The following is a 26,129-nucleotide window of genomic DNA, read 5'->3' on the forward strand; positions in this document are numbered from 1 at the left end:
CTTTGTTATCCACTGATATTAAAGCTGCTGCACCCGGTATGCACTTAAGCGACCTTCATGCGGATCTCAAAAGCTGGGCCGCGGCAGCACCCACTGCGGGAGAAGCTACAGTGCGTGCTTCGGCAAGCCATGTTATTTCAGACGCCTTTCAGTGCCGCGGTGAGTCACTCGATCTAAGCGGACGCGGGCTAACGTCGCTTCCCGATTCACTGGGTGGGCTGACGCAGCTTAAACAGCTGAATGTGTCCGACAACCCGTTGCAAGCTTTTCCGACGAAGGCATTACTCACACTGACGTCATTGCAAACGCTGCAACTGGGCATGAACAAGCAAAACGATGGAGTTCCTTTTCGTCGCTCCCATGAACGCTTTGCCGATGAAGGTTATAAGTTGCAGTTTTTTGCCCAAGGGAATAACCGGGCGCAGATTATGCAGCAGCCGCCACGTCAGAAAACAGCACTGTTCACCACCGATCTCGCACCTTGCCTGGCGGCAATGATTGTCCAGGACGGAAAAAGCATCGCGTTACATATGGATAACCCGAAGCGCAGCGGTTCTGGCGGCCTGCCGCTGGAGGATGCCTTTGCCCGCCATCTCCTTCGTTCAGCACAAGACACCCAGGTTTTCCTGGTGGGTGCGAACGATCAGGGGTCGGCCGGTAATGTGCGGGCAATGCTTTCCACGCTGGATAAGCATGGTCTGGCGAACAACATTAGTATGGCGAGTCTGGGGAATGGGCATACTTCAGCAACGCTGGATGTGAATAACCGGCAGGCGTGGGTCGGGTTTGGCTAGGGAGATTGAGTAAAGCAGTAAGTTGCGTGTGACGTGTACGCCTGCCAAAGGATAGAGAGAGACGTCAACCTTTTCGCGTTCCAGCGACAGGCTGCCGTCAGCCTTCTTCATCACGTCAAGCCGCGTCTCTACAATCACTGGCCTCCGACGCGGATTTTATGGCTGCGTTGTGCCGCACGCAATGACGCGGTGTATTCTATTCGCCAAGGGTGTTAAGAATCTGGATATCCTCGTCGGAGAGCTGTAATGTCGCCGCTGCCAGGTTTTCATGCAGGTGTGCGACTGATGAGGTGCCGGGAATGAGTAAGATGTTAGCGGAACGCTGGAGCAGCCATGCAAGGGCGACTTGCAAGGGTGTCACATTCAGCCGTGTCGCTAACGCACTTAGCTTTGATGACTGGATGGGCGTAAATCCACCGAGCGGAAAGAAGGGCACATATGCGATACCATCCTCCGCCAACATATCGATCAGACTATCATCCTGTCGCTGAACCAGATTGTAATGGTTCTGCACGCAGGCAATTTGACAAATCTCCCGGGCTTGTTTGACCTGGTTCAACGTGACGTTGCTTAAGCCAATATGCCGTATCAAACCGCTTTTTTGTAGCTCTGCTAGCGCCCGTAGCGGTGTTTCAAGGGATCCCTCTGCTGGCTGGTGGACCCCAAACATTAGCCGTAAATTGACGACCGCCAACTGTTCCAGACCCAGGTTACGCAGATTATCTTCCACTGCCTGACGTACTTCCTCCGGGGAAAGTGCCGCCAGCCATTTCCCCGTTTGTGAACGGCGCGCACCAATTTTAGTCACAAGGACCAGATCGTCTGCATAGGGTGCAAGCGTCTCATGAATTAACTGATTGGTGAGATGTGGACCATAATAATCGCTGGTATCAATATGATTGACTCCGGCATCTATCGCTGCCCTGAGCACCGCTCGCGCGGCTTCGACATCTTTAGGTGGCCCAAAAACGCCCGGACCGGCGAGCTGCATCGCGCCGTAGCCCATACGGTTAACCTGGTGATCGCCTAATTGAAAACGATCGTTATGTATCGTGCGTGTCATTGTCCGTTCCTTTTTTTGTGAGCAACACCTGACAATAATCCCTTCTATGGGGAATGATAATCCGACACAATCGGTATGGGTTGTACGAAATGGCGAACAATCAATGAAAAGTGAGTTGAGCGATTTACGCGCGTTTGTCGCGGTGGCAAAAGCGGGCAGCTTTCGGACCGGTGCTCGTGAAAGTGGTGCCAGTGCGTCAGGTTTTAGCGAAGCTGTCAGACGGCTGGAGGCGCAAACCGGTGTACGTTTGCTGCATCGTACTACCCGCAGCGTGGTGCCAACTGAGGCAGGACGGCTGTTACTGTCGCGGCTGTTGCCCGCGTTGGGAGAGGTCGAGGCGGCGTTAGATTCGGTAAACCAGTATCGCGATAAGCCAGTCGGTACGCTAAAACTTAATGTTCCTATTAGTGCCGCACGGCTAGTATTGCCCGCGATATTGCCTTCTTTCCTCAATGCTTATCCTGATATTCAGATGGAAATCATCACCGAAGAGAGTTTTGTGGACATCTTTGCCGCTGGCTGTGATGCGGGGATCCGTTACGATGAGCGCCTGGAGCAGGATATGATCGCCGTGCCTATTGGCGAGCGCGTACAACGCTTCGCGCTGGCGGCTGCGCCAGCGTATCTTGAACGCCACGGCCATCCAACCCACCCGCATGAATTAATGAACCACACATGTATCCGCGGACGTTTTCCCGGCGGCAACACACCGGTGTGGGAGTTTGTAAAAGATCAGGAAACCATACTCATTGATGCACATGGCCCGTTGATTGTTCGTATCGGTAGCGCGGTTGATCTGGGCGTAGCGGTTGCCGTTGCAGGCTGTGGTTTGGTCTATCTGTTTGAGGAGTGGCTGCAACCCCAATTTGCCAGCGGTGAGTTGGTTCCGGTACTGGAGCCGTGGTGGCCCTCTTTTTCTGGCCCTTTCCTCTATTATTCCGGACGGCGATTTGTACCTGCACCACTCAGAGCATTTATCGATTTCATAAAACAGACGGCACCCGATTGAGCAATCCATGAGCAGAGAGACGCGCGACGGTTCGTTAACCCTCTTTTCGTATGATTTAACATGACATGAGACGGAACCCCTTACGCCATTTTGCCACTCATCTAACTCATTAGAATTTCTTTAGGATGATCGTTTATATGGCCAATTCCATTAGCTTAGTACATAACCCTGCCGCAGGATCTTTCCCATTACCGGAACATACCGCAGAATCACGTCCGGCTTCGATTGCTTCGGGCAATTCGGTGGCGACGTCTGCGGCGGTTAGTGCGTACGAGAGCTTGCATTTTGCGAAAGACAGCGTCTATGGCTCGGCAAATGAAGCGGCAATTCATCACAAACTTGATAATCTGTTTGGCCATTGTATCAATGGCGATAACTATGCTGAGATGCGGACTCTGATTGAATCACGCACTCGGGAGTTGCATAAAATGGGTGAGACGCCGGCCTCAATTGAGGCGGTGTTAGCCAAAGGCCAGCAGCTGGACAGATTGGGCCAGGTGGCACGCGGCACCGTGCGGGCAATTCCGTTTGCCGTGGCATCCGTGTCTTACGATAAAATACCCTTGCTAAGTTCATTCGCCCACAGCGCCGCAGAAGTAGGTCTGCATGCGGGGCTGCAGGCGGGTATTGTGGATAGTATTGGAAGTTCGTTGCTGGACCGTGCGACGGCGACCCGCCCCTGGCTTTCTGCCAAAGATGATGAGCTACATCCACTGATACGTGACGCGGTGAAAGAGTTAAAGCCGAGTCTGTTGACGACAATGGTGGAAACCGGGGTTGCATCCCAGGCTTATTCCGTGCGTAACCTGGTCCGCCTTGCTACAGCTGCAACGGTAACGCATTTTGCGGGAGCGAAAGCTGCCGGAGAAACAGACACCTGGCTCTCTGCTGCAGGAGGTTTGGCATCGGGTGGGGCGATGAATGCGATTTTACATGCAGTAGATGAAAACAAAGGGCGTACCGGGCCGGAGTATTTGTTAGGGCGGGAGGACTGGCAACAGCAATTTACCGCGCTTAAAAATACTCACGTTGTCAGTGATACGCTAAAAAATGCGGCACACCGCGTTGCCAGGCTACCGCTGGATATTGCGACCGATAGCCTCAGAGCCGCCAACAGTGTGCTGTCTGCGCCGAGCATCGGGAAAACTGCGGTTTTGGCCGGAGGTTTTGCCGGAGTAATTTCCCTGCGCAGTGCGATTAGTGGAGCACTTGCCAGCCAGGGTTTTAATGCTGCTGCGATAAGCGCGATAAGCCATGCGGCCAACGTTGTGTCATCTACTCCGGTATTCTTTGCTGCTCCTGCCGCAGAGGTCGTAGGCTCAGCCGTCGCGGACAAAATGACGCAAACGCTACAGGAAAGCGTTCCGGCGGCGATCAACTCGGCAGCGGGTTGGCTTGGGCATCAGTTCTATGCCGCGTTAAACCGGCAGCCATCTTCGGCGTTGAATGCAGCAGAGCAGCAGGTTTGATGATTAATAAGGCGGGCGAGAACGGGTAGCCGCCTGTGTCTCAGGCCGTTCAATAATGAGAACGGCCTGGGCATATCCTTTTGCGGTACTGCGTCCCGCGACGAGATTAAGGACAACTTTACGTATCCGCGGCCGATTGCTTGAACTGAGCGGATGCAGATTATTCAGCCGCTGCCGTACCAGAAAATCGCACCCTTCATCAACGAACTCGCACCCTAATAATTTATGCAGTGCGCACATAAAACACGTCCTGTCGCGCTGGAGCATTTTTTGTGTGCCGAACGATATAAATACTTAATCCTGTGTTGTGTTGCTAGTGAGAATGTACTGAAAAAATAACCCTAAATAAAACGCCGCGTCATAATTAATATATTTTATTAAATTGAAACAATGTTTCATTTTTATGTTTTTGGTCTCGGTAATATGACGCGGATCACGGATGAACCTAATTTGATTCGCTAGTATTCGACGACCTTAACGTTTTATACCTAACATTACAGGACAACATCAGATGAAAAAATTACTGGCAGGCGTGGCGCTGTTAACATTGTCGCTAAGCAGTACCTGTTTTGCACAGGCTCAGAGTGCAGATACCAAAGCGGTTGGCGATGCAGTAGAAGTGATGCGCCAGGCGATGCTGAATGTTAATCAAGGGGTCCTGGAAAAAGTCAGCGCGCCAAATCTTACCTACGGACACTCCAGTGGGAAGCTGGAAAATCGTGCTGAATTTATTGACGACCTGGTTACCGGTCGTTCTGATTTTAAAACGCTTAACCTGAATAATCAGACCATTGATGTTAACGATGATGTTGCCGTCGTCAGGCATACGCTGGAAGCGAAAACCAACGATAGTGGTAAACCCGGAGAAGTGAAAATCGGGGTAATGCAAATATGGAAAAAAGATAAAGCCGGGGAATGGAAATTACTGGCTCGACAAGCCTATAAATTGCCAGAATAATAAATTTGGCAATCACCGTTCATTCATTTGTGTGAATAAAAAAACTGGCCCGTTATGGCCAGTTTTCACGTTCAGGAAAATAAAAAAATACTTTCCCGAATTAACGCATAGTCACGAACTCTTCAGCGCCGGTAGGGTGGATCGCAACGGTGTTATCGAAGTCTTTCTTGGTTGCGCCCATTTTCAGCGCCACGGCGAAGCCCTGTAGCATTTCATCCATCCCGTAGCCAATGCCATGGATACCGACAATTTTTTCATCTTTACCCGCACACACTAACTTCATACGGCACGGCTGACGATGCTGTGTAACGGCAGTGTACATGGCGGTAAAGGATGATTTGTATACTTTGACATCGTCATCGCCATATTTTTCGCGTGCTTCTGGCTCGGTCAGGCCAACGGTACCAATCGGTGGATGGCTAAATACCACGGTTGGAATATTGCTATAGTCCAGATGTTCTTCAGGTTTATTGTTAAAAAGACGTTCTGACAGGCGACGGCCGGCAGCAACCGCAACGGGTGTTAGCTCTACTGCGCCAGTGTTATCACCCACGGCATAAATGCCTTTAACGTTGGTGTTCTGATATTTATCGACTTCAATGTAGCCCTTCGCGTTGGTTTTTACGCCGGTGGCTTTCAGATTGAAGTTATCGGTTTCCGGCTCGCGACCAATTGCCCAAACCAGACTATCGACCTCGAATGTCTTGCCGTTTTCCAGTTTCAGCGTCAGGCTGCCGTCAGCATTCTTTACCACTTCTTTTGGAATAGATTCAGTATGCAGCGTTGGGCCTTCCGTGTTCATCACTTCAAGCAGTGTTTCCACAATCAGCGGATCGAAAGTACGCAAAGGCGCGTGTTTACGCACGAACAGATGTGTTTCCGCTCCCAGTGCGTTCATTACACCGGCAATTTCAACGGCAATATAGCCTGCACCGACTACGGCAACGCGCTTTGGCATCTCGGTCAGATCAAAGAAGCCATCTGAGTCGATACCGTGTTCTGAGCCAGGGATATCGGGATGGCTTGGGCGGCCACCGGTAGCGATCAGAATATGATCGGCAGTGATTTTCTCACCATTCACTTCTACGGTGTGATCGTCAACAAAGCGTGCATAGCCCTTAATCACATCGACGTTATTTTTGCCTAATACGTTTTCGTAAGAAGTATGTATACGGTCAATGTAGGCGCTGCGGTTTTTAATCAGGGTAGCCCAGTTAAACTGGTTAACGGTGGTATCAAACCCATAATCCGGGCCGTACTGGTGGATCGCTTCTGCGATCTGAGCGGCATGCCACATCACTTTTTTTGGCACGCAACCGACATTCACGCAAGTGCCGCCCAGATCTTTAGCTTCGATCAGTGCACATTTTTGTCCGTACATAGCCGCGCGGTTAATCGATGCAATGCCCCCGCTACCGCCACCAATTGCCAGGTAGTCATAATGTTTGGTCATCGAATGTATTCCATAATTAATAAAAGTAAATTGGCATAGAGTGTAACGCTACTCGACAGATTGCCGCAAAGTTTGCATCTATGGTTGTGATAGGGTGAAGGTAATTAATAAAGCCTGGAATTGCTAATAATGGAACTCATTTTTCTTGGTACCGGTGCCGGCACGCCCAGCAGAGAACGTAATGTGAGCGCGATTGCACTCACGTTGGATAACTGCCGTAGCGGTGCTATCTGGATGTTTGACTGCGGTGAAGCGACGCAGCATCAATTTATGCGTAGCCCACTCAAACCGGGCAAACTGGATAAAATTTTTATTACGCATCTGCATGGCGATCATATCTTTGGCCTGCCGGGTCTGCTAACCAGTCGCTCAATGGGTGGAGTGATGACGCCGTTAACACTGTATGGGCCAAAAGGACTGAAATCTTTTGTGGAAACGAGCCTCAGTCTGAGCGCCTCTTATGTGACTTTCCCGCTGGAGATTATTGAGATTGAGGCGGGGGAGGTGTTCGATGACGGGCACTATATTGTTACGGCCTGGCCGATGGCGCATGTCATTGAGTGTTATGGCTATCGCATTCAGGAACATGATAAACCCGGGGTACTGGATGCCGAACGTTTAAAAGCTGAAGGAATTGCGGCAGGCCCGTGGTTTCAGCAGCTCAAACGCGGGGAAACCGTGATAATGGACGATGGCCGTGAGGTTTGTGGGAAAGATTACCTTGGCACCTACACCAAAGGAAAATCGCTGGCGATCTTTGGCGATACTGCACCGACGGCGGTTGCCAGTGAGATGGCGCGGCAGGTTGATGTGATGGTACATGAAGCAACCTTAGAAGCGGCGATGCAGGAAAAGGCCAACGGGCGCGGGCACTCGACGACGCATCAGGCCGCTACAGCGGCAAAACAGGCTGGTGCGAAACGCCTGATCGCGACGCATTTTAGCTCGCGTTATGGCTATGCCGATATGGAAAGGTTGCTGGCTGAGTGCCGGGACATTTTCCCGGCAACGGAATTCGCGCGGGATTTTGCCGTTTTTACGCTGTAATCAACGGGCCGGATACCGGCCCGCATGGTTTATTCTGGTACGATCCAGCTCACACTAGTATGTCCGGTACCGGAAGGGACCAGCGTGTTATGCAGCCATGGCAGTAAGTCACGCATTTGCTGCTCCAGCTTCCACGGTGGGTTCACGACGATCATACCGGAAGCGGTCATTCCAAACCGATCGCTATCCGGACGTACCCCCAACTCAATTTGCAGAATGTTGCGAATGCCAGTCCCTTCGAGCGCTTTGCTCATGCGTTTGATCTGCTGACGCAGGACGACCGGGTACCATAGCGCAAACACACCAGTACCAAAACGTTTGTGTCCTTCCTGAATGCCGCTGACGACCGCCTGATAATCGGTTTTCAGTTCGTAAGGCGGATCGATAAGAATCAAACCCCGGCGCGACGGTGGCGGCAATTTGGCCTTCAACTGCTGATAGCCATCTGAGCGGTCTGTGCGCGCACGCGTATCCTTCAGAAATTCACCGCGCAGCAGCGGGTAATCGCTGGAGTGCAGCTCGGTGAGCTGAAGTTTGTCATCTTCACGCAGCAGATGGCGCGCAATCAATGGCGAGCCAGGATAAAAACGCAGCTTTCCATTTGGATTCAGCGCCTTAACGGCGTCGATGTAAGGTGTCATCAGCGTGGGTAGATCGTCCTGTTGCCAAATGCGGGCGATCCCCTCCAGATATTCACCGGTGCGCTCGGCGTGTTCTCCGCTTAACTGATAGCGGCCCGCACCAGCATGCGTATCCAAATAGAGGAAAGGTTTCTCTTTCTCTTTCAGGGCCTCAATGATCAAGCTCTGGACCGTATGTTTGAGAACATCGGCATGATTGCCGGCATGAAAACTGTGGCGATAACTGAGCATTTTACCTATCCTGTTGAATTTATAAGGTTTTAATTGATATTAAGTCAATTTTTACAATTATTACCTCACGGATTACCCACAGAACGGCGCACAGCAACGGATGCAGGAAAAAGCATGAGAACCTTTAGAAGCGCATGATTATATCAGGGATGATTGCCGGATGGGGTGAAAGCATGACACCAAATCGAGGCTTTTATCATTTTACCGGGCGAGTGATAGATGCGCCCCGTCAATATGACGAAAATAAGCGATTTGAGTCCGATGTTCTGATGTCCTCACCGACTGTGATGCGACGCGCCCAAGGGCTTATAATACGGCGTCACCGGTATCGCGCTTTTCTGGAGAATGGGTTTTAATCGCCAGCGAACGACAACAAAGTCCCCGTTGCCCCCATTGATTTCCGTTACACTTAGCCGCATGTTAAAAAGATTGCGCGAATCGCTGCGCCCACTCACAACCATAAAGGGACTGTGTCATGACCAATCCGTTACTTTCTTCGTTTACCTATCCGCCATTCTCCGCAATCAAGCCAGAGCACGTGGTGCCAGCTGTACAGGCCGCACTGGATGATTGTCGCGCGGTGGTTGAAAAAGTGGTTGCTCAGGGCGCACCTTATACATGGGATAACCTTTGCCAGCCTTTGGCAGAGGTCGATGACCGTTTGAGTCGTATTTTCTCTCCCGTGAGCCATCTAAACGCCGTTCAAAACAGTTCCGAGCTGCGTCAGGCTTATGAGCAGGCGTTGCCATTGCTCTCAGAATACGGTACTTGGGTAGGGCAGCATGAAGGGCTGTATCAGGCGTACTGTAACCTGAAAGAGAACAGCTATCTGCAGCTTAGTGTGCCGCAGAAAAAAGCGGTTGATAACGCACTGCGTGACTTTGAGTTGTCCGGTATTGGCCTGTCGAAAGAGAAACAAAAACGCTACGGTGAGATTGCGGCGCGTTTGTCTGAACTGGGTTCGACCTACAGCAACAACGTGCTGGATGCGACCATGGGCTGGAGCAAGCTGATTGCCGATGAGAGCGAGCTTGCCGGTATGCCAGAGAGTGCGCTGGCGGCGGCAAAGGCACAGGCCGAAGCCAAAGAACAAAATGGATGGTTGCTGACGCTGGATATTCCCAGCTATCTGCCGGTGATGACCTACTGTGATAATCCGGCGCTGCGCGAAGAGATGTACCGCGCCTATTCAACCCGCGCGTCCGATCAAGGGCCTAATGCCGGGAAGTGGGATAACAGCGAGGTGATGGCGGAAGAGCTGGCACTGCGTCACGAGTTGGCACAGCTGCTAGGTTTTTCCTCATATGCTGATAAGTCGTTGGCGACAAAAATGGCAGAGAACCCGGCACAGGTGACCGACTTTCTGACCGATTTAGCCGTACGTGCACGGCCACAGGCCGAAAAAGAGCTTGAGCAGTTGCGTGCTTTTGCCAAAAAAGAGCACGGTGTTGACGAACTGAACCCGTGGGACCTGACGTACTATGGGGAAAAGCAAAAGCAGCACCTGTACTCAATCAGTGACGAGCAGCTACGCCCCTATTTCCCGGAAGAGCGTGCGGTTAACGGCCTGTTTGAAGTAGTGAAGCGTATTTATGGCATCACCGCGAAAGAGCGTAAGGATATTGATGTCTGGCATCCCGAAGTCCGTTTTTTCGATCTGTTTGATGAGAGCGGGGAATTACGCGGCAGTTTCTATTTGGATCTCTATGCGCGCGAGCACAAACGCGGTGGTGCATGGATGGATGATTGCGTAGGCCAGATGCGTCGCGCCGATGGCTCACTACAGAAACCGGTTGCTTATCTGACCTGTAACTTCAATCGTCCGATAAATGGTAAGCCTGCGCTCTTTACGCACGATGAAGTGACCACGTTGTTCCACGAGTTCGGCCATGGTTTGCACCATATGCTGACCCGTATTGAAACCCCGGGGGTTTCAGGTATTAACGGTGTACCATGGGATGCCGTTGAGCTGCCAAGCCAGTTTATGGAAAACTGGTGCTGGGAGCCGGAGGCGCTGGCGTTTATCTCGGGGCATTATCAAACGGGTGAATCGTTGCCTCAGGCATTGTTGGATAAAATGCTGGCCGCAAAAAATTATCAGGCCGCACTGTTTATCCTGCGTCAGCTAGAGTTTGGCCTGTTTGATTTCCGCTTGCATGCGGAGTTTGATCCGGCAAAAGGTGCGCAGATCCTTGAGATGTTGCAAGAGATTAAAAAGCTCGTTGCGGTGGTACCCGGCCCTTCCTGGGGACGCTTCCCGCATGCATTCAGCCATATTTTTGCAGGCGGCTATGCTGCAGGGTATTACAGCTACCTGTGGGCCGATGTGCTGGCGGCTGACGCATATTCACGCTTTGAGGCTGAGGGGATTTTCAACCGCGAAACCGGGCAGTCTTTCCTTGATAATATCCTGACGCTCGGGGGTTCCGAAGAGCCAATGGATCTGTTCAGGCGTTTCCGTGGACGTGAACCGCAGCTTGACGCCATGCTGGAACATTACGGCATTAAGGGATAATCCTTAGCGTGAAAATCTGTTTACTCAATGAATCAGGCGCCGGTGACGGCGCCTTATCTGTTTTGGCTGACCGTTGGCAGTTACAGCATGAGGATGATGCGATAATGGCGCTGGTAATGACGGCCACGCATCTTGAACTGCGTAAGCGTGACGAACCCAAACTTGGAGGCATTTTTGTTGACTTCATTGCAGGTGCAATGGCTCACCGCCGTAAGTTTGGCGGCGGGCGTGGGGAAGCGGTAGCAAAAGCGGTAGGTATTAAGAGTGGTTATCTGCCTGATGTGGTCGATGCGACGGCGGGCTTGGGACGGGATGCATTTGTACTCGCTTGCGTAGGCTGTCGAGTGCGTATGCTTGAGAGAAATCCCGTAGTCGCGGCGCTGCTGGATGATGGTCTGGCGCGGGGTTATCAGGATGCGGAAATCGGCGGCTGGTTGCGCGAGCGGCTAACATTACTTCATGCCTCAAGCCTGACCGCGCTCACCGATATTACGCCACCGCCCGACGTAGTTTATCTCGATCCAATGTATCCCCATAAGCAGAAAAGTGCGCTGGTGAAGAAGGAAATGCGGGTGTTTCAGTCGCTGGTGGGGGCCGATCTTGACGCCGATGGCTTGCTGGAGCCCGCCCGTCAGCTGGCAAAAAAACGCGTTGTCGTGAAGCGGCCTGATTATGCGCCCCCGCTAGGGGATGTCGCGACGCAGTCAGCGGTAGTGACTAAGAGTCATCGCTTTGATATCTATCCCCGTCATCCTTGACGCTGCCTCGGCGTTGGCTGCGCTTACTTACCCGAATCACTTACTGATGTAAGCTCGTCGGGATGCGTTCGCTTGCCGTCTTGATGCAACGCCAATGCTTTAGGGGATACCCGTTACCCCTGACGCTGCCTCGGCGTTGGCAGCGCTTACTTACCCGAATCACTTACTGATGTAAGCTCGTCGGGATGCGTTCGCTTGCCGTCTTGATGCAACGCCAATGCTTTAGGGGATACCCGTTACCCCTTGACGCTGCCTCGGCGTTGGCTGTGCTCATTCATCCCCGGTCACTTATGTAAGTTCCCGGGGATTCTTCCGCATGCAGAGCCGGATAAGCATTCGGTAGGTTTAGCCGGGCGTAGCGTTACGCGTCATCATCCTCATCGCGCAGCGGTATAATCAGCATATCGATATGGACGGTGTTGATAAGCTGTCGGGCAGAAGACATCAGCTTGCTCCAAAAATCCTGATGGTGCCCGCACACCACGAGGTCCACCTCGTATTTTCGAATGGCATCTACCAGAACCTGGCCTAAATCGCCGCTGCCGCTCAACGTTTCGCTGATGGTATAGCCCGCGTTTTGAGAAAGCTCAGAGAGCGCGCTGTGGGTCTCCTCGGAAATACGCTTTTGCATATCGCCCAGGTTTACATCAATTAAGCCAGTATAGAGATCGGAATAATTCACATCGACATGGATCAGTGACACTTTTGCATCGTAAGGACGTGCCAGCGAAACTGCTTTTTCTACCAGCAGTTTACTTTCGGGAGAAAGGTCTACTGCAATCAGGATGTGTTTGTAAGCCATGATAATACTCCTTCCGTTGGTTACCCACCATACTTCAAGTCGTAGCGGTGTTGGCTGTACCTGCGCAACCCGGTCATTCCGGGTCGTTACAGCCTTGCTTCTCGAATTATTTAGGGCATATGCGATCTGGTTGGCAGAACGCTTTTGCAATATCACAACGTGCCGAAATCTATTGCGAGGATTGCGCGATGGTCGCCGTAGATTTCATCATACCGTTTCTTTAAGCACGGGTAATTTTATTATTATGATAGTGAGTATAGCCCCGGCTGTTAAGCGATGCTGACGTTTGCAGTTTCCTTTGCGACTGCGATCAACATGAATTTTCTGCCGCCAGGTTAAACATCGCTGGAAAAATTTTGACCAAATCTCCTACACTGGATAAAGATGGCCTCAAATGTGTTTGTGATCGTCATCTTCTTGCAGAAAAACAATTCGGTCCGATTCAATAGTGGTTGATAATTGATCGTGGGGCGTGTTCGGCGTTATCCCGCCGGAACCGTTGCCGTGGTGATAAGCCAGGAGGGGATCATGATAAGCACCATCGCGCTTTTCTGGGCTTTATGTGTGATTTGTTTAGTGAATATGGCGCGTTACTTCTCTTCTTTGCGCGCGCTGCTTTTTGTACTTCGTGGGTGCGATCCATTGCTATATCAATATGTTGATGGTGCAGGTTTTTTCACCTCACATGGACAGCCAGGCAAACAAGTACGGCTGGTGCGCTATATCTGGACTCAGCGTTATCGCGATCATCATGATGAAGAGTTTATTCGTCGTTGCGAACGTGTACGCGGGCAGTTTATTTTGACTAGCGCGCTATGTGGCCTGGTGTTGATCAGCCTGATAGCTCTTGCCATTTGGCACTAAAGGATAAAGAAGGGCAGGTAAGGCTGTTGAATCCATCCTTTCTGACCGAGCTGGGGTCAGTAAACCCGGCCAGAAAGGATGACGATGCGGCGTTAGTTAATGAATTGCAGTGCAACCCAGTAGAGTGCGCCTGACAGCATGATGGAAACTGGTAAGGTAAATACCCATGCGAGCACGATATTTTTAATCGTCCGGCTTTGCACTCCACCACCATCGACCAGCATAGTACCTGCGACGGATGAAGAAAGGATATGCGTGGTGGATACTGGCATACCCGTATAGCTGGCCACGCCAATGGAGACCGCAGAGGTCATCTGTGCTGCCATACCTTGCGCATACGTCATGCCTTTTTTACCGATTTTCTCACCAATGGTGGTTGCAACACGACGCCAGCCGACCATGGTGCCCAGCGACAGAGCTAATGCCACTGCCACGATAATCCATATCGGTGCATACTCCACTGTGCTGAGTAGATCGCCTTTCAGCTTCGTCAGGAAGCGTTTATCGTCTGGAGTGGTTTCCGCTAACTTCGCAGCTTTATCGGCGGTATCTGCGATACACATCAATAAGCGACGCATTTGTGCACGTTGATCAACACTCAGACTATCGTAGCTTTGCAAATTATTCAGCAAACTTTGCGCATGCTGTATGGCGGGTAGCGCGCGGGCACTATCACAGTGGAACTCTTCCGGTTTTTTACCCGGCGCTTCTTCTGGTGTGGGCACCGCTGGTGGCGCTAACTGAATAATATGTGGCAAGGTATCACTGCGCTGTTGGTAATATTGTTCCAGATGATTTACCGCATCGCGGGTTCTGGCAATATCGTATCCGGTGGAATTCATATTGACAACAAAGCCCGCTGGCGCAACGCCGATCAATACCAGCATGATCAAACCAATGCCTTTTTGCCCATCATTGGCTCCGTGGGAATAACTCACGCCGATAGCGGAAACAATCAGTGCGATGCGAGTCCAGAACGGGGGTTTCTTTTTACCATCCAGCTTTTCGCGATCGGCGGGTGTCATGTGAATCCGACGGCGTTTCGTGGTTCCACTCCAGCAGCGTCGCAGCAGGAAGATTAAGCTACCAGCAACCACCAGACCGAGCACAGGAGAGATGATTAGGGACATAAATATGCCGATCATCTGTGGGATATTTAGCGCATCGACCACGGAGGAGCCAGTCAATAAGGCATTTGTCAGGCCAATACCGATGATGGCACCAATCAGCGTGTGGGAGCTGGAGGCCGGTAGACCAAAATACCAGGTCCCGAGGTTCCAGATGATGGCGGCGAGAAGCATTGAAAAAACCATCGCCAGCCCGTGGGCCGAACCAACATTGAGCAGTAGGTCGGTTGGGAGCAGGTGAACGATAGCATAAGCGACGCTTAAACCGCCTAACAATACGCCAAAGAAGTTAAATACGCCGGCCATAACAACCGCTAATTGCGAGCGCATTGCACGGGTATAGATAACTGTAGCCACTGCATTGGCGGTGTCGTGGAAGCCATTGATGGCCTCGTAGAACAGTACGAATAGCAGTGCGAGTACTAATAACAGGCCAGTGTTGAAATCAAGACCGGCAAACAGATGTAGCATAAGCGTTACGCCATTTTGGAGGACATGAACGCGGCGCATTATCAGCGAGAAACTGTACCAGGGGAAAGTGAAATATAAATTTTTTTGAAATATAAACGTAATGAACCAGACTTTTGTGTGATATTTTTATTGAAAATTAATAAGTTACATGATGTAACCTTTGCGTCACTTTTGTTACGCTAGCATCGCTGCGGGCTACGCTCTACAATCAGCGTTTTGCCCGTCGGGCCGGAGTCAGCAGTGGAAAAATTTGACGTTATCATCATTGGGGCAGGGGCTGCGGGCCTGTTCTGTGCCGCGCAGGCGGGCCAGCGAGGACGTCGCGTATTGGTGCTTGATAACGGGAAAAAACCGGGCCGGAAAATCCTGATGTCCGGCGGTGGACGCTGTAACTTTACCAATCTCTATACCGAGCCTGCTGCCTATCTTTCACATAACCCCCATTTTTGTAAGTCTGCGTTGGCGCGCTATACCCAGTGGGATTTTATCGATCTGGTTTCGCGACATGGTATTGCCTGGCATGAAAAAACGCTGGGTCAGCTGTTCTGTGATGAATCCGCGCAGCAAATTGTTGAACTGCTGATGAAAGAGTGCGATCAGGGCGGTGTGACACTGCGCTTACGCAGCGAAGTGCTCAGCGTGGTGCGTGATGGCGATGGTTATACCCTGCAACTGAACGGTGCAGAGGTGCGAGCTGAAAAATTGGTTATTGCCAGCGGTGGGTTGTCGATGCCCGGGTTGGGCGCTTCACCGTTCGGTTATAAGCTGGCACAGCAGTTCGGGTTGCATGTACATCCTACCCGTGCCGCATTAGTTCCGTTTACGTTGCATAAGCCGCTGCTGGATCATCTGCAAGCACTCTCTGGCGTATCCGTGCCCACCACGCTGATGGCTGAGGATGGAACGATGTTTAAAGAAGCGATGCTGTTTACCCACCGAGGGCTTTCCGGTCCGGCAGTGTTACAGCTTTCCAGCTACTGGCAGCCGGGCGAGTTCGTGACGATTAATCTTTCGCCTGAGCAAGCGCTGGATGCGTTTATTCATGATGAGCGTAACGCGCACCCTAACCAGAGTCTGAAGAATACGCTGGGGAAAGCGTTACCCAAACGATTGGTCGAAGTACTGCAAACGGTTGGTATCGTACCGGATGTAACGCTAAAGCAGCTCAATAGCCGGGAGCAAAACGAATTGGTCCAGACGTTACATCACTGGCGTATTCAGCCAAATGGCACCGAAGGTTATCGCACCGCCGAAGTGACTCAGGGAGGAGTCGATACCACACAGCTTTCCTCCAAAACTATGGAAGCGCGCGATGTACCGGGCTTGTACTTTATTGGTGAGGTCGTGGACGTTACCGGCTGGCTAGGCGGCTATAATTTTCAATGGGCATGGAGTTCCGCATGGGCATGCGCGCAGGCGTTGTGATTGGCGAGTCAAGATTGTTAACGACCATTCAGGATGACAAATAGCCAGATCAAAGAGAGAGCAACTCACGTTGCTCTCTCTTATCGCATCAAGGTACATCCACTAACCCCAGACCCAGGCATTAAGGCTGGTCAGCGAAAGCAGATCCTGGCTGCATTTTTTTGATCGCTATGCAAATATCAGGATGATGCTTTTGCCCAAAGATCAACAGGCCCTAAGCGGTCGGCACCTTGGGTATCCAGCATCCAGCCTGGATATTCAGGTGGTAAAGTACTGACAGCATCAAGCTTGGCAATGTCTTCTTCAGTCAGTTGTAATTCAACTGCTGCTAAGTTGTCTTCAAGCTGACTGATTTTCTTCGCGCCCATGATAATGGAAGTCACAACTGATTTAGACAGCAACCAGGCTAGCGCAACGCGGGCCGGAGTACATCCATGTGCATTTGCGATAGGGACCAGCACATCAATGATGTTCCACGCACGTTCCATATCTACGATCGGGAAATTGAATTCTGAACGACGTGAGTCTTCTGGCTTCTGGTTATCGCGAGTGAATTTCCCGGAGAGCAAGCCACCAGCAAGTGGGCTCCAGACCAGAAGTCCCATTTTCTCAGCTTCCAGCAGTGGCGCGATTTCACGTTCGATATCGCGTCCGGCAACGGAGTAATAAGACTGTACGGTTTCAAAACGCGCTAAGTTTTTATGCTCAGAGATGCCAATAGCACGGGCCACTTTCCAGGCCTGCCAGTTTGATACGCCCACATAGCGCACTTTACCCTGCTTGACTAAATCATCAAGCGCACGAAGCGTCTCTTCAATCGGCGTGATGGTATCGTTGGCATGTATCTGATAGAGATCAATGTGATCGGTTTTTAAACGTTTCAGGCTGGCTTCTACCGCATCCATGATATGGCCACGTGATGCACCAACGTCGTTGCGTCCGTTGCCCATACGGCTGTACGCTTTCGTTGCCAGCACGTAGTCACTACGCTTCAGACCCAAATTTTTGAAGGATTGACCAAGAACACTTTCGCTTTGTCCGTTTGAATACACATCAGCGGTATCGAAAAAGTTAACGCCTGCATCAAATGCAGCACGAACGAGTTCATCCGCTTCCTGCTGACCAGAGTTACCGATGTGCTTATAAATGCCGCTACCATCACCAAACGTCATGGTTCCTAAGCACAATCTTGAAACAATAAGACCTGTATTTCCTAGCGTTTTATACTGCACGGTGTTCTCCTGTAATAATTTCCGGGAAAGATTGATGTTTGACCAACGAAAAAATTATTGAATGAATTTTTTCAGATGTTCTTTAATACCATCAATGTAATCCGCAATTTTTGGGTCTTTAATCACGTTGTAACAAGAGTATGAAGGAAGTATTTCTGCACCACAGAATCTGTAATTGGACGTATTAGCAAGCAACACTTCGTCTGCGCTCATCCCCTGGAACAGGTACTGATCTTTATTATTAAAGGCTTCTTCCGGAGCGTTCCATGTCAGAGAAAGCATATATTTCTTGCCCTGCATCAGCCCACCGGTACCGTACTGTTTAGTGGGGTCTGCGCGCGTACGTCCGTCATCCACGATTAATTTCTGAGCAAGCAATCCTGAAGTGAACACTTCATCAGCATATTTTTTATAAATCCACGGTGCACCAAACCAATGAACTGGCGTCTGCAGAATGATTAAATCAGCCCAAACGTGTTTTTCCACTTCATCTTCAATAACATAACCACCTTCAATGTTTGTGGTTTGCACCTCATAACCCATTTCTTCCAGGTTATCTTGAATGATTTTAATCATTGTGGTGGTCAGTTCCCCTTTGGAGAAACCTTCATACATCTGGAATCCGTTGATGATCAGAGCATTTTTCATAGAAAACTCACAAAATTAATTAGTTTTAATAATCGGCGGAGAAATGAAATCCTGGAGACTTAAGAGTCCATCTTCCAAATATTGAAAGACCTTATCTACCTGGAATTCTACATGATAAAGAATGGTGCAAGGTATACGATGCTACAATAAAGGTGCACGATACTACAAATACAAGCAGCTGCGTGATATGGAGTGGCTACGTCTAAAAGTCATGAAAAATCAGTTTATTAACCATGATTTTTACAAAACCCAAAACGGCTAATCGCCGTCAGGAAACAATGGAGTCAATATGGCACGAATACGCATTCATAACACGATAACGCTGTTTTAACACTTTAACCTGTACGCCAGAAAAGCATTATTTTCATCAGGCATGCATCCTGGCATAAAACAGGTCGTCATAGTTATCTACGATTTTATGAATATTTTCCAGCAATAGCGTTTACCATTCCGTGTGGTTTTCCGCTCCCGCGCTAAATGTCATTTCTCAGACGTCTTGCATCCTGGACCGGTGGTGCGCCAAATAGCTTTTTATATTCACGATGAAACTGGGAAATATGTTCATAGCCCACCGCTGAAGCAACAATACCAACATCACTTGCGCGCTCCAGCAGTCGCGACCTGGCTTCCATCAACCGCAGACGCTTTTGATATTGTAAGGGACTAAGAGCCGTAGCCTCTCTAAAGTGCTGATAGAGAGATGAAGTGCTCATATTCACATGTCTTGCAAGAATATCAATGCGAATTGGCTCGTTATAGTGTTCTTTCAGCCAGCCAATTGCCTTGGTAATTTTGTATGAGCTGCTATCTTTTACCAGCGATTGCCTGAGGCGAGCTCCCTGGCTGCTCATCAGAATACGATAGATGATTTCTTGTTCGATTAGCGGCGCCAGCACGGGTATATGTTTTGGCGTTAGCAGTAATCTTGTCAGGCGACAGGTTGCCTCCAGTAACTCCAGAGATAACTCTCCTGTACTGATACCAAGACCGGCCGAAGATTCATCAGGTTTTGGAAATTCTTTCGAGGACACCAGGTCTGCGACCAGCTTCATATCAATCTCGAAAGAAAAGCAGAGATATGGCTTTTCCGGCGTTGCCTCTACAACACGACCACTGACGGGCATGTCCACAGACGTGACTAAACAGCGCCTGGAATCATAGTCGTAATATTCCTCACCGGCTTTAATCGTTTTACTGCCCTGTGCCGCGAAAATAAGCGCCACTTTACTGAGAGCAGCCTCTTCTACCGAAGGGGATGAAATGCGATAGAAAGTCAGCGAAGGAATAGCAACCTTATGCTCTCCTTCAATCGGAGAAAACCGTTTGATAATAGAGGTGAGCTCATTAGTTAGCGTTTCTCTGGACGGCATTTCAGTAGAGAAATCATTCGAAGTGTTCATAGCGACATATCCAGTATAGTCTCCGGCATCATTAATTACGTCGACGATATTCTAACAACCCTTAAAGCTAACGCAATAGAGAATTGTATATATGTGGCAATGGAAGCTGGAAGTGCGATGGGGCCGAAAAGCCTCTGTAAATGATATTTGAGCGTGCGTGTGAAACGAAGGTGTTTCACTTTAAATGCGCCCGTCGATACACAAAAAATCAGACTGTCATGTCAGGCGATATGTTCTGAGTCTGGCCGCTCCCTTTTAACGCTCTATGTCTTTGCTTCTCTTTTTCTCACCATTTCATTCCTGGCATACCGATTCTTGTTATGACAGGTGCGTTGCCGGGTGTGATGGTAATAAAAAATTAATATTATCATAATCAGTAGGTTATATTTTTATTTTGCCGATGTGACGATTGCTTACTGACGCATTTATTGTTTGGTGTGTACAATCACCCATCCCATCGAAGATGGATTGCCCGGAGGCAACGTCGGTTGCATGCAGGGCTATCCGGACCAGAAGAAGTATTCTGCTTAACGGACTGTGACTGAGCTCAGAATGTCTGAAAAGGGTGTTTTAACTTGTCGCTTAATCAGCTTCCCTCCATGTGAACGGTCCTTATCATCGCTATTGTTCTGTAGATGCCAATTATGAGGGTTTGTATTTTTGTGCACTATAAATGGTTGATTGTGCATTGTGATAGCGCTGCTGAAAGATGATACTGGGTTAACTGATGCCGCAGTGACATCTTCTGGTGCCCACTTGTCATTATGCTGGGCGTACAGCGGCACTACCGTGACAGACTCGCTGTGGTTTGCATGGTTATTATTTAATAAACCTCCATTTTAGGGTCACACATCATGAGTCAAATTGCTAAAACTTGGTACATCACCGGCGCGTCTAAAGGTATTGGCCAGTCACTTGTACGTTCTCTTCTGGACAACGGTGCCAATGTGGTCGCGACTTCACGTACTCTGTCTTCACTCGTTGATCAGTTTGGACCGGCTTCCGATACCTTTCTGCCACTGCAGGTAGATCTTGTTGATGAAAGCAGCGTTAAAGCGAGCATCGAACAAACTATTGCCCGGTTTGGCCGCATTGATGTGATTGTCAATAACGCTGGTTACGGCTTGCAGGGTACCTTAGAAGGGATTACTGACGCAGAACTGCGTAATAACTTCGAAGTTAACGTATTTGCTCCGGCACATGTGCTCCGTCATACGCTGCCACATCTGCGTAAACAACGTTCTGGCCACTTCTTCAATGTGGGCTCAATCGCTGGTTTCCAGGGTGGCTACGCAGGCTGGGGTGTCTACGCGGCAACCAAATTTGCTATCGCTGGTCTGACTGAAGCACTGGCGGCTGAAGCGGCGGAATTTGGTATCAAATCCACGCTGGTTTACCCAGGCCCTGTTCGTACAGAATTCCTGTCTTCTGGCTCATTAGTTATTTCTGAGAAACGTATCCCAGAATATACCGCCGCACAAGACTTGCTGGACCTGCATATGAATGAAATCGCAGGTACACAGGCAGGCGATCCAGACAAACTGGCGTTAATGATTATTCAGGCAGCTGAAGCACCAAAAGCGCCTGTACACCTGTTCGCTGGCAAGATCGCTAACGATCTGGCTCTTCAGAAGCTGGCGGCAGTAGAGAAAGATATAGCTGAATGGCGTGAAGTTTCGGATGCAACCGACTTCCCAGAGTAAGCTTTGTCGATAGGCTAGGGCTAAAGCGGCTAAGTAACCTCCGTTTACCGTGCTTGTCCTCTTAATGATGTTTGTTGTTCTGAGCAGCCGCACGATATATTTTATTGTGCGGCTGTTTCTTTATATCAATCTACCTAACTAAATGACGTGAGCTGCTGGTTTTTTTTCTCGACTTCAATTTGCATCAAAAACTGGTATAAGGGTGAAAGTTTTTTAAAATCACCGGCTAGCATAGCTATCAGGTCGGACGAAAACAGGGTATCCATATTCTGATGGTTGCTAATCAGCGCCAGGGATTTTTTGTTATACCACAGCGCCAACTCTTCTGGCATATCCTTGATCAGTGGTCGCTTATAGCTTTCCCCATCAACCTCAAAAGTTGATAAGACAGGATTAACCCGTTGAAAGAAATCGGTGGGATTGTTGGCCAGCTTTTCCCGGAAAAGGTTCATGGTATTACGAGACGCGCTGTAATAACCTAGCCCATAACGCCACCAGTCAGGACCAATTTCAAAAAAATAGGTTGGTGCATCCGTCCAGTTTTTTCGCGCTCGTTTAAACGTCAGCCAGATATTACTGCGATAAGGTGATTTATCGTGTGAGAAGCGAGTGTCTCTGTGCATCCGGGAGAGGGTTTTACCGACCGCCGGGCTGACCTCGAACAGATCATCGATCGCGATCATATCATTGCTAAGAGCCGTAACCAGTTCACGGAAAGGCTTAAGCAGTTCCTTTTCATAGATGTGACGATGTTCTTCAAACCATTCTTTATCATTATTGCGGCTGAGCTGTTGTAAGAAAGTTAGCCCCTCCTGATTAAACCCATTGAACATACTCATATTTTTCCTTAGCGCGTACCCCAGACAAATGCTGCCAGGGATAAATAACGGCGGCTGCCTTCTTCTTATTATTATGTATTTTATTACATTTGGCAGCTCGGTAATCTCTGATCGATGTGTTACGCACGGTTAACCGTGCGTATAAGAATGGCCGCAATACCTGTGGCCAGCTCAGTAGGCAACAGTAACTGTAACGGTATCACTATAGCTGCCCGAGGGAACATTGGTCTGAGTTGGATTTACCGTCGCGGTATAGCCAATATTTTGTGACAGCCCGGTCCCTTCGGCTGAGTAGCTATTGGTTGGCCCCCATACGGTTGTATCTGCTTTAAATAATTGATATTGCAAATAACGGTTGGTGCCATTGATCGTTGCAGACATTTGCCGGTACTGAGTGCTGAGCGGGTTGCTGCTGGTTAAATTCACATTATAGTTAGCGCCGCGGGTACACCGTACGCTAAGCGCGTTGCCGGTAACGCGGGCAAAAGCGGCAGGGAAAGCGGCAGAACCGAAATTGACATCAGGGGCGTTATCGATATAGCAGTAGTTCATGATGTTCATGGTGACGGCGATATTAGTGGTGGCAGTACCGTCCGTATAAATACACAGGCCGGCGACGCCAACAAAGCAGATGTGATAACTCCAGTTAATCGTGATGTTGTCTGTATAGGTACCGGCTTTCAGGTTGGCACCTGCGGTTGTTTTGAGGTAGAGCGGTAAACTCCCGCCGCTCCCGTTGAACAGACCCAGCAATCCGAGCAGACTGGTACTACGCCAGGTGACAGAACTGCCTACGTTGACGGGGGTAGCGCAGGCGCTATCCTGGCAAATGATATAGGGTAGATACTCATTATTGGCGGCGCTAAACAGTCGTGCAACACTGCCGCTGGCATTGGTGGTTGAGACTATTGTTGCCGTAACGGTATTGGTGGAGAGTAGCGATAGCAGACTCCCTGTACAGACAAAGCCACTACCCGCCGTCACTTGCTGGGGCGTGCTGCCTACGGCAAAAGACGTTGGTGTGCCAAAATCTGCAGCACCGGATGTGCTGGTGCAGTCTGCCAGTGCACTTTGCATCCCGACAAGAAGCAACAGCAGGGCAGTGAGTACGCGTAATAAGCGTTGCAATAGATTCATTTTCCTTCTCTCTCTTTTGGCCCTTCATCCGGACGGCATACCAATGGACCGACCTGCTCAATGCTGTGATGATCCAGGCTTAGATCAAAACCTATATGACAAATTGAATGGTCATCCTGCTGAATCATCAACACGTTGTGTTGCTGCAGATTCGTGAAGTACACCAGTCCGTCATAGCCGACAATGCTGGTTTGATGGCTGTTTTTCTCGGTCACTGGCGTGCCGAGTTTCAAGGGCTGTTGCCGGGCGTCGTAGATCGTGACGTTGGCGGAAAGCATTCTTTTCACCGGGAAAGAGATCAGTGCACCGCTGCCTTCACGTACGGCAACATGGTCGGATACCCGACTTGCCATGACATCCGCAGGCAGTGACATCGTATCAATTTCAATTTTGGCCGGATAATAGGAGCTGACGGTCGGGACCAGTAAATGGCCGTTTTTATCGGTTTTCCCGAACGGCTGATTTTCATATTTCACCGGTACGTCAGCATAGTTTCCGGTATCCACCAGGATAAAAGCATCGTTAATTTTGTCAGACAGGAACAGGTCATTATCCATCGCAATAATGGAGCCGCTTAGGTCAGCCCATTGCGTATAGTTACCGCTTTCACCATAGAGCCCGCCTTGTAAGGTCGCGTAACGGGAACGCCAGGTTGCATCTGCCTGTTGATAGGGGTTATGCCCGGCACGATAAGCCACGTTCCAGCCTAAACCACCGTCAGTAGGTGCACTTTTACTGGTACCGATTTGCGTCTGGTAATCACCCGCATTATTACGCTGAACACCCGTACTAATGTTGGCACCTGAACTGAGAGGTAAAATGAATTGTAACTGTGCGCTATATCCGTTATCGCTCAGCGTTTTATTCAATGACAGAAACATGCTGCTCTGTCCCCAGAGTGAACGGCTATAAGAGAGGTTCATCAAGCGGGTATGGGTGTTATCGTATGCTTCCACATCATAGTAGCCGACACCCACCGTGCCGTTGCCCGTGCCGAAGGGCGTAGTGCTCAACGTTGCCTGATCGGCCTGGCGGCTGAGCCGCGTATCGCTGGTATAAGAGGAAAGGTCCTGGTAACCCGCTGTGCGTGATGAACGCAGAACGGCCAGGTTAAAACGCCTGGCGTACCAGGAGTAACCTACGGTGTACTGATTACCGCTTTTCTCATCGCTGGCACTTTCCGGGCGGGAAGGTGTGGTGATGGGATCGCCGTCATGCACCGGGAGGTTACCCGATGGGAACCTATGATATCCCGGCTGATAAACAGGACCGTGATCGGCACGGCTCTGGCTGCCGGAAAGGCTGAATGTTCCCCAATGACCTACGGCAAAATCCGCGCCGACTCCACCGAGTACCAGACCTTGTGTTGTTTCGCCGTGCGTAGAAAGCGTCAGTCTGTTGGTCAGACCATAACGATATAATCCGCTGAACGCGACATCCGAATAGTTGCCGCTATCGATGCCATAATTTCTGCGTAGTGTGCCCAGTGAAACGTCAAAATCCGTTAATCCTTGACGCAATAGGGTGTTAGATACATAAAAAGGAACACTGGTCGAGACTTGCCTGCCGAGCGCATCTGTCGTCACAATCGTCGCTTCACCTTCCCCGTTAATATAGGGCACGTTGGTCAGGGTAAAGGGACCAGAGTTGAGCTGATTGCTGCTGACTTTATAGCCGTTAAGGAAGAGGTCCACGGTAGAAGGCACCGCTGCCGTGCCGCTATATTGCAGCAGTGGATAGGTCACTAAGTCCGGACGCACGCTAAAGTTACGGCTGATACGTAAGCCACCCATGCGTGCCGAATTGCTCCAGGTCAGCGAGTCGCTGACGAAGTCACCAATCTGGTAGCTGAGCGCATTTTCTTCGTCACTATAACGCCAGAATGTATCGTAGCGTATGTATCCCTTTTGCAGGGCGTATTGCTCCTGACTCGCAGAGTTTTCACTGTAACGTAACGTGCCAGTATTGGTAAAAATGCCTGCGTTGCTGAATAGCCGTTGTTCTGTCCAGGTTGCCAGTGAGCGAGGCCCTTGATGAGGATCGGTATACCAGGCATCATAGTTTAGAAGCAGCCCGGTGCCACTCTGCGCCGGGGAGTAACCGGAAGCATGAGTTTCGCCAATGTTTTGTTGTGGCAACCAGCTATCCGGTACCGTTAAGAGTAATTGTTGGCTGGCGGCGTCATAGTTAACCTTTACCTCAGGCAACGTGCCGACGTTAACCAACCCTTGTGTTTGTCCGTTAAGATGTACGCGCTTTCCCGCCAGTATACCGGCTTCAACGAAATAGCTATTGTTGCGATATACCACAGGGACTATCTGATTATCGTTCTGGCCGTTCACCGCAATCGATAAATAATAAGTGGCATCGGACATAACCGGCATGGCATGTGGTGCATCGGGTAATGCCCCGTATTCTTCCGCATACGCTGAGAATATTGTCAGACTCAGGCTACCTGCATAAATCAGATAAGCACTCTTCCGGGTAACGCAGCGTGGGCAGGTTTTACTTAACACAGCAATGTGTTTCATCAGCATTTGGCG

22 protein-coding genes are annotated in these 26,129 nt (G+C 50.1%); 10 read left to right on the forward strand and 12 right to left on the reverse strand.

Annotation, left to right across the window (positions count from 1 at the left end):
* The first annotated feature begins 2 nt into the window (after positions 1-2).
* Positions 3-794 carry a leucine-rich repeat domain-containing protein gene (locus tag J1C60_RS00780; protein WP_128176859.1) on the forward strand — a complete coding sequence of 264 codons (792 nt, stop codon included), beginning with the start codon at positions 3-5 and terminating at the stop codon, positions 792-794.
* Positions 795-990: 196 nt separating this feature from the next.
* Here J1C60_RS00780 and J1C60_RS00785 read toward each other — a convergent pair whose 3' ends face one another.
* Entirely contained in the window at positions 991-1,857 is an 867-nt protein-coding gene (locus J1C60_RS00785; protein ID WP_128176861.1) for an aldo/keto reductase family oxidoreductase, read from the reverse strand.
* Between the two features lie 103 nt (positions 1,858-1,960).
* On the opposite strand from J1C60_RS00785, the gene J1C60_RS00790 reads away from it, so the two are divergent.
* On the forward strand, positions 1,961-2,866 hold the full coding sequence (locus tag J1C60_RS00790; RefSeq protein WP_128176863.1) for a LysR family transcriptional regulator: 906 nt from the start codon (positions 1,961-1,963) through the stop codon (positions 2,864-2,866).
* Positions 2,867-3,003: 137 nt separating this feature from the next.
* The gene (locus J1C60_RS00795) at positions 3,004-4,335 is read left to right on the forward strand and encodes a hypothetical protein (RefSeq protein ID WP_128176865.1); all 1,332 of its coding nucleotides are present in this window, start codon (positions 3,004-3,006) and stop codon (positions 4,333-4,335) included.
* 3 nt (positions 4,336-4,338) lie between these two features.
* On the opposite strand, the gene J1C60_RS00800 is transcribed toward J1C60_RS00795, so the two are convergent.
* On the reverse strand, positions 4,339-4,575 hold the full coding sequence (locus tag J1C60_RS00800) for a hypothetical protein (RefSeq protein ID WP_128176867.1): 237 nt from the start codon (positions 4,573-4,575) through the stop codon (positions 4,339-4,341).
* A gap of 271 nt (positions 4,576-4,846) precedes the next feature.
* Here J1C60_RS00800 and J1C60_RS00805 point away from each other — a divergent pair, with 271 nt between their 5' ends.
* A complete protein-coding gene (locus J1C60_RS00805) occupies positions 4,847-5,293 on the forward strand; it encodes a nuclear transport factor 2 family protein (RefSeq protein WP_128176869.1) in 447 nt (148 codons plus the stop codon).
* 100 nt (positions 5,294-5,393) lie between these two features.
* Here the strand turns inward: J1C60_RS00805 and gorA are convergent, their stop codons facing one another.
* Positions 5,394-6,746 (reverse strand): glutathione-disulfide reductase, encoded by a 1,353-nt coding sequence (gorA, locus tag J1C60_RS00810; RefSeq protein WP_128176871.1) that lies wholly within the window; start codon positions 6,744-6,746, stop codon positions 5,394-5,396.
* A 129-nt stretch (positions 6,747-6,875) separates the two neighbouring features.
* Here gorA and rnz point away from each other — a divergent pair, with 129 nt between their 5' ends.
* Positions 6,876-7,793 (forward strand): ribonuclease Z, encoded by a 918-nt coding sequence (gene rnz, locus J1C60_RS00815; RefSeq protein WP_128176873.1) that lies wholly within the window; start codon positions 6,876-6,878, stop codon positions 7,791-7,793.
* Positions 7,794-7,822: 29 nt separating this feature from the next.
* On the opposite strand, the gene J1C60_RS00820 is transcribed toward rnz, so the two are convergent.
* Positions 7,823-8,665 carry a 23S rRNA (adenine(2030)-N(6))-methyltransferase RlmJ gene (locus J1C60_RS00820; RefSeq protein ID WP_128176875.1) on the reverse strand — a complete coding sequence of 281 codons (843 nt, stop codon included), beginning with the start codon at positions 8,663-8,665 and terminating at the stop codon, positions 7,823-7,825.
* A 475-nt stretch (positions 8,666-9,140) separates the two neighbouring features.
* Here J1C60_RS00820 and prlC point away from each other — a divergent pair, with 475 nt between their 5' ends.
* Positions 9,141-11,180, forward strand: a complete 2,040-nt coding sequence (prlC, locus tag J1C60_RS00825; RefSeq protein WP_128176877.1) for an oligopeptidase A — start codon at positions 9,141-9,143, stop codon at positions 11,178-11,180.
* 8 nt (positions 11,181-11,188) lie between these two features.
* Positions 11,189-11,938 (forward strand): 16S rRNA (guanine(1516)-N(2))-methyltransferase RsmJ, encoded by a 750-nt coding sequence (gene rsmJ, locus J1C60_RS00830; protein WP_128176879.1) that lies wholly within the window; start codon positions 11,189-11,191, stop codon positions 11,936-11,938.
* A 361-nt stretch (positions 11,939-12,299) separates the two neighbouring features.
* Here rsmJ and uspA read toward each other — a convergent pair whose 3' ends face one another.
* Positions 12,300-12,740 (reverse strand): universal stress protein UspA, encoded by a 441-nt coding sequence (uspA, locus tag J1C60_RS00835; protein WP_128176881.1) that lies wholly within the window; start codon positions 12,738-12,740, stop codon positions 12,300-12,302.
* Positions 12,741-13,268: 528 nt separating this feature from the next.
* Between uspA and uspB the strand changes: the two genes are divergently transcribed.
* Positions 13,269-13,604: a universal stress protein UspB gene (uspB, locus tag J1C60_RS00840; RefSeq protein WP_128176883.1), complete on the forward strand. Its 336-nt coding sequence runs from the start codon at positions 13,269-13,271 to the stop codon at positions 13,602-13,604.
* A 92-nt stretch (positions 13,605-13,696) separates the two neighbouring features.
* On the opposite strand, the gene pitA is transcribed toward uspB, so the two are convergent.
* Positions 13,697-15,202 (reverse strand): inorganic phosphate transporter PitA, encoded by a 1,506-nt coding sequence (pitA, locus tag J1C60_RS00845; protein WP_128176885.1) that lies wholly within the window; start codon positions 15,200-15,202, stop codon positions 13,697-13,699.
* A gap of 240 nt (positions 15,203-15,442) precedes the next feature.
* Here pitA and J1C60_RS00850 point away from each other — a divergent pair, with 240 nt between their 5' ends.
* The gene (locus tag J1C60_RS00850) at positions 15,443-16,627 is read left to right on the forward strand and encodes a BaiN/RdsA family NAD(P)/FAD-dependent oxidoreductase (RefSeq protein ID WP_128176887.1); all 1,185 of its coding nucleotides are present in this window, start codon (positions 15,443-15,445) and stop codon (positions 16,625-16,627) included.
* Positions 16,628-16,806: 179 nt separating this feature from the next.
* Here J1C60_RS00850 and J1C60_RS00855 read toward each other — a convergent pair whose 3' ends face one another.
* From J1C60_RS00855 to J1C60_RS00865, 3 genes are all read right to left on the reverse strand, one after another.
* A complete protein-coding gene (locus J1C60_RS00855; RefSeq protein ID WP_128176889.1) occupies positions 16,807-17,859 on the reverse strand; it encodes an aldo/keto reductase in 1,053 nt (350 codons plus the stop codon).
* A 54-nt stretch (positions 17,860-17,913) separates the two neighbouring features.
* Positions 17,914-18,507 carry an NAD(P)H-dependent oxidoreductase gene (locus J1C60_RS00860; RefSeq protein WP_128176891.1) on the reverse strand — a complete coding sequence of 198 codons (594 nt, stop codon included), beginning with the start codon at positions 18,505-18,507 and terminating at the stop codon, positions 17,914-17,916.
* Between the two features lie 473 nt (positions 18,508-18,980).
* Entirely contained in the window at positions 18,981-19,907 is a 927-nt protein-coding gene (locus J1C60_RS00865) for an AraC family transcriptional regulator (protein ID WP_206612508.1), read from the reverse strand.
* A gap of 854 nt (positions 19,908-20,761) precedes the next feature.
* On the opposite strand from J1C60_RS00865, the gene J1C60_RS00870 reads away from it, so the two are divergent.
* The gene (locus J1C60_RS00870) at positions 20,762-21,610 is read left to right on the forward strand and encodes an SDR family oxidoreductase (protein WP_128176893.1); all 849 of its coding nucleotides are present in this window, start codon (positions 20,762-20,764) and stop codon (positions 21,608-21,610) included.
* A gap of 134 nt (positions 21,611-21,744) precedes the next feature.
* Here J1C60_RS00870 and J1C60_RS00875 read toward each other — a convergent pair whose 3' ends face one another.
* The 3 genes from J1C60_RS00875 to J1C60_RS00885 all read right to left on the reverse strand — a co-directional run bounded on the left by J1C60_RS00875 (position 21,745) and on the right by J1C60_RS00885 (position 26,123).
* Positions 21,745-22,449, reverse strand: coding sequence for a DUF2461 domain-containing protein (locus tag J1C60_RS00875; RefSeq protein ID WP_128176895.1), 705 nt, complete (start codon positions 22,447-22,449; stop codon positions 21,745-21,747).
* Between the two features lie 171 nt (positions 22,450-22,620).
* Positions 22,621-23,586, reverse strand: coding sequence for a Csu type fimbrial protein (locus J1C60_RS00880; RefSeq protein WP_128176897.1), 966 nt, complete (start codon positions 23,584-23,586; stop codon positions 22,621-22,623).
* Positions 23,583-26,123, reverse strand: coding sequence for a fimbria/pilus outer membrane usher protein (locus J1C60_RS00885; RefSeq protein ID WP_229655771.1), 2,541 nt, complete (start codon positions 26,121-26,123; stop codon positions 23,583-23,585). The genes J1C60_RS00880 and J1C60_RS00885 overlap by 4 nt, the downstream gene beginning before the upstream one ends.
* Positions 26,124-26,129 lie beyond the last annotated feature (6 nt).

Source organism: [Pantoea] beijingensis, assembly GCF_022647505.1.
In the GTDB taxonomy this organism is placed as follows: Bacteria; Pseudomonadota; Gammaproteobacteria; order Enterobacterales; family Enterobacteriaceae; genus Erwinia; species Erwinia beijingensis.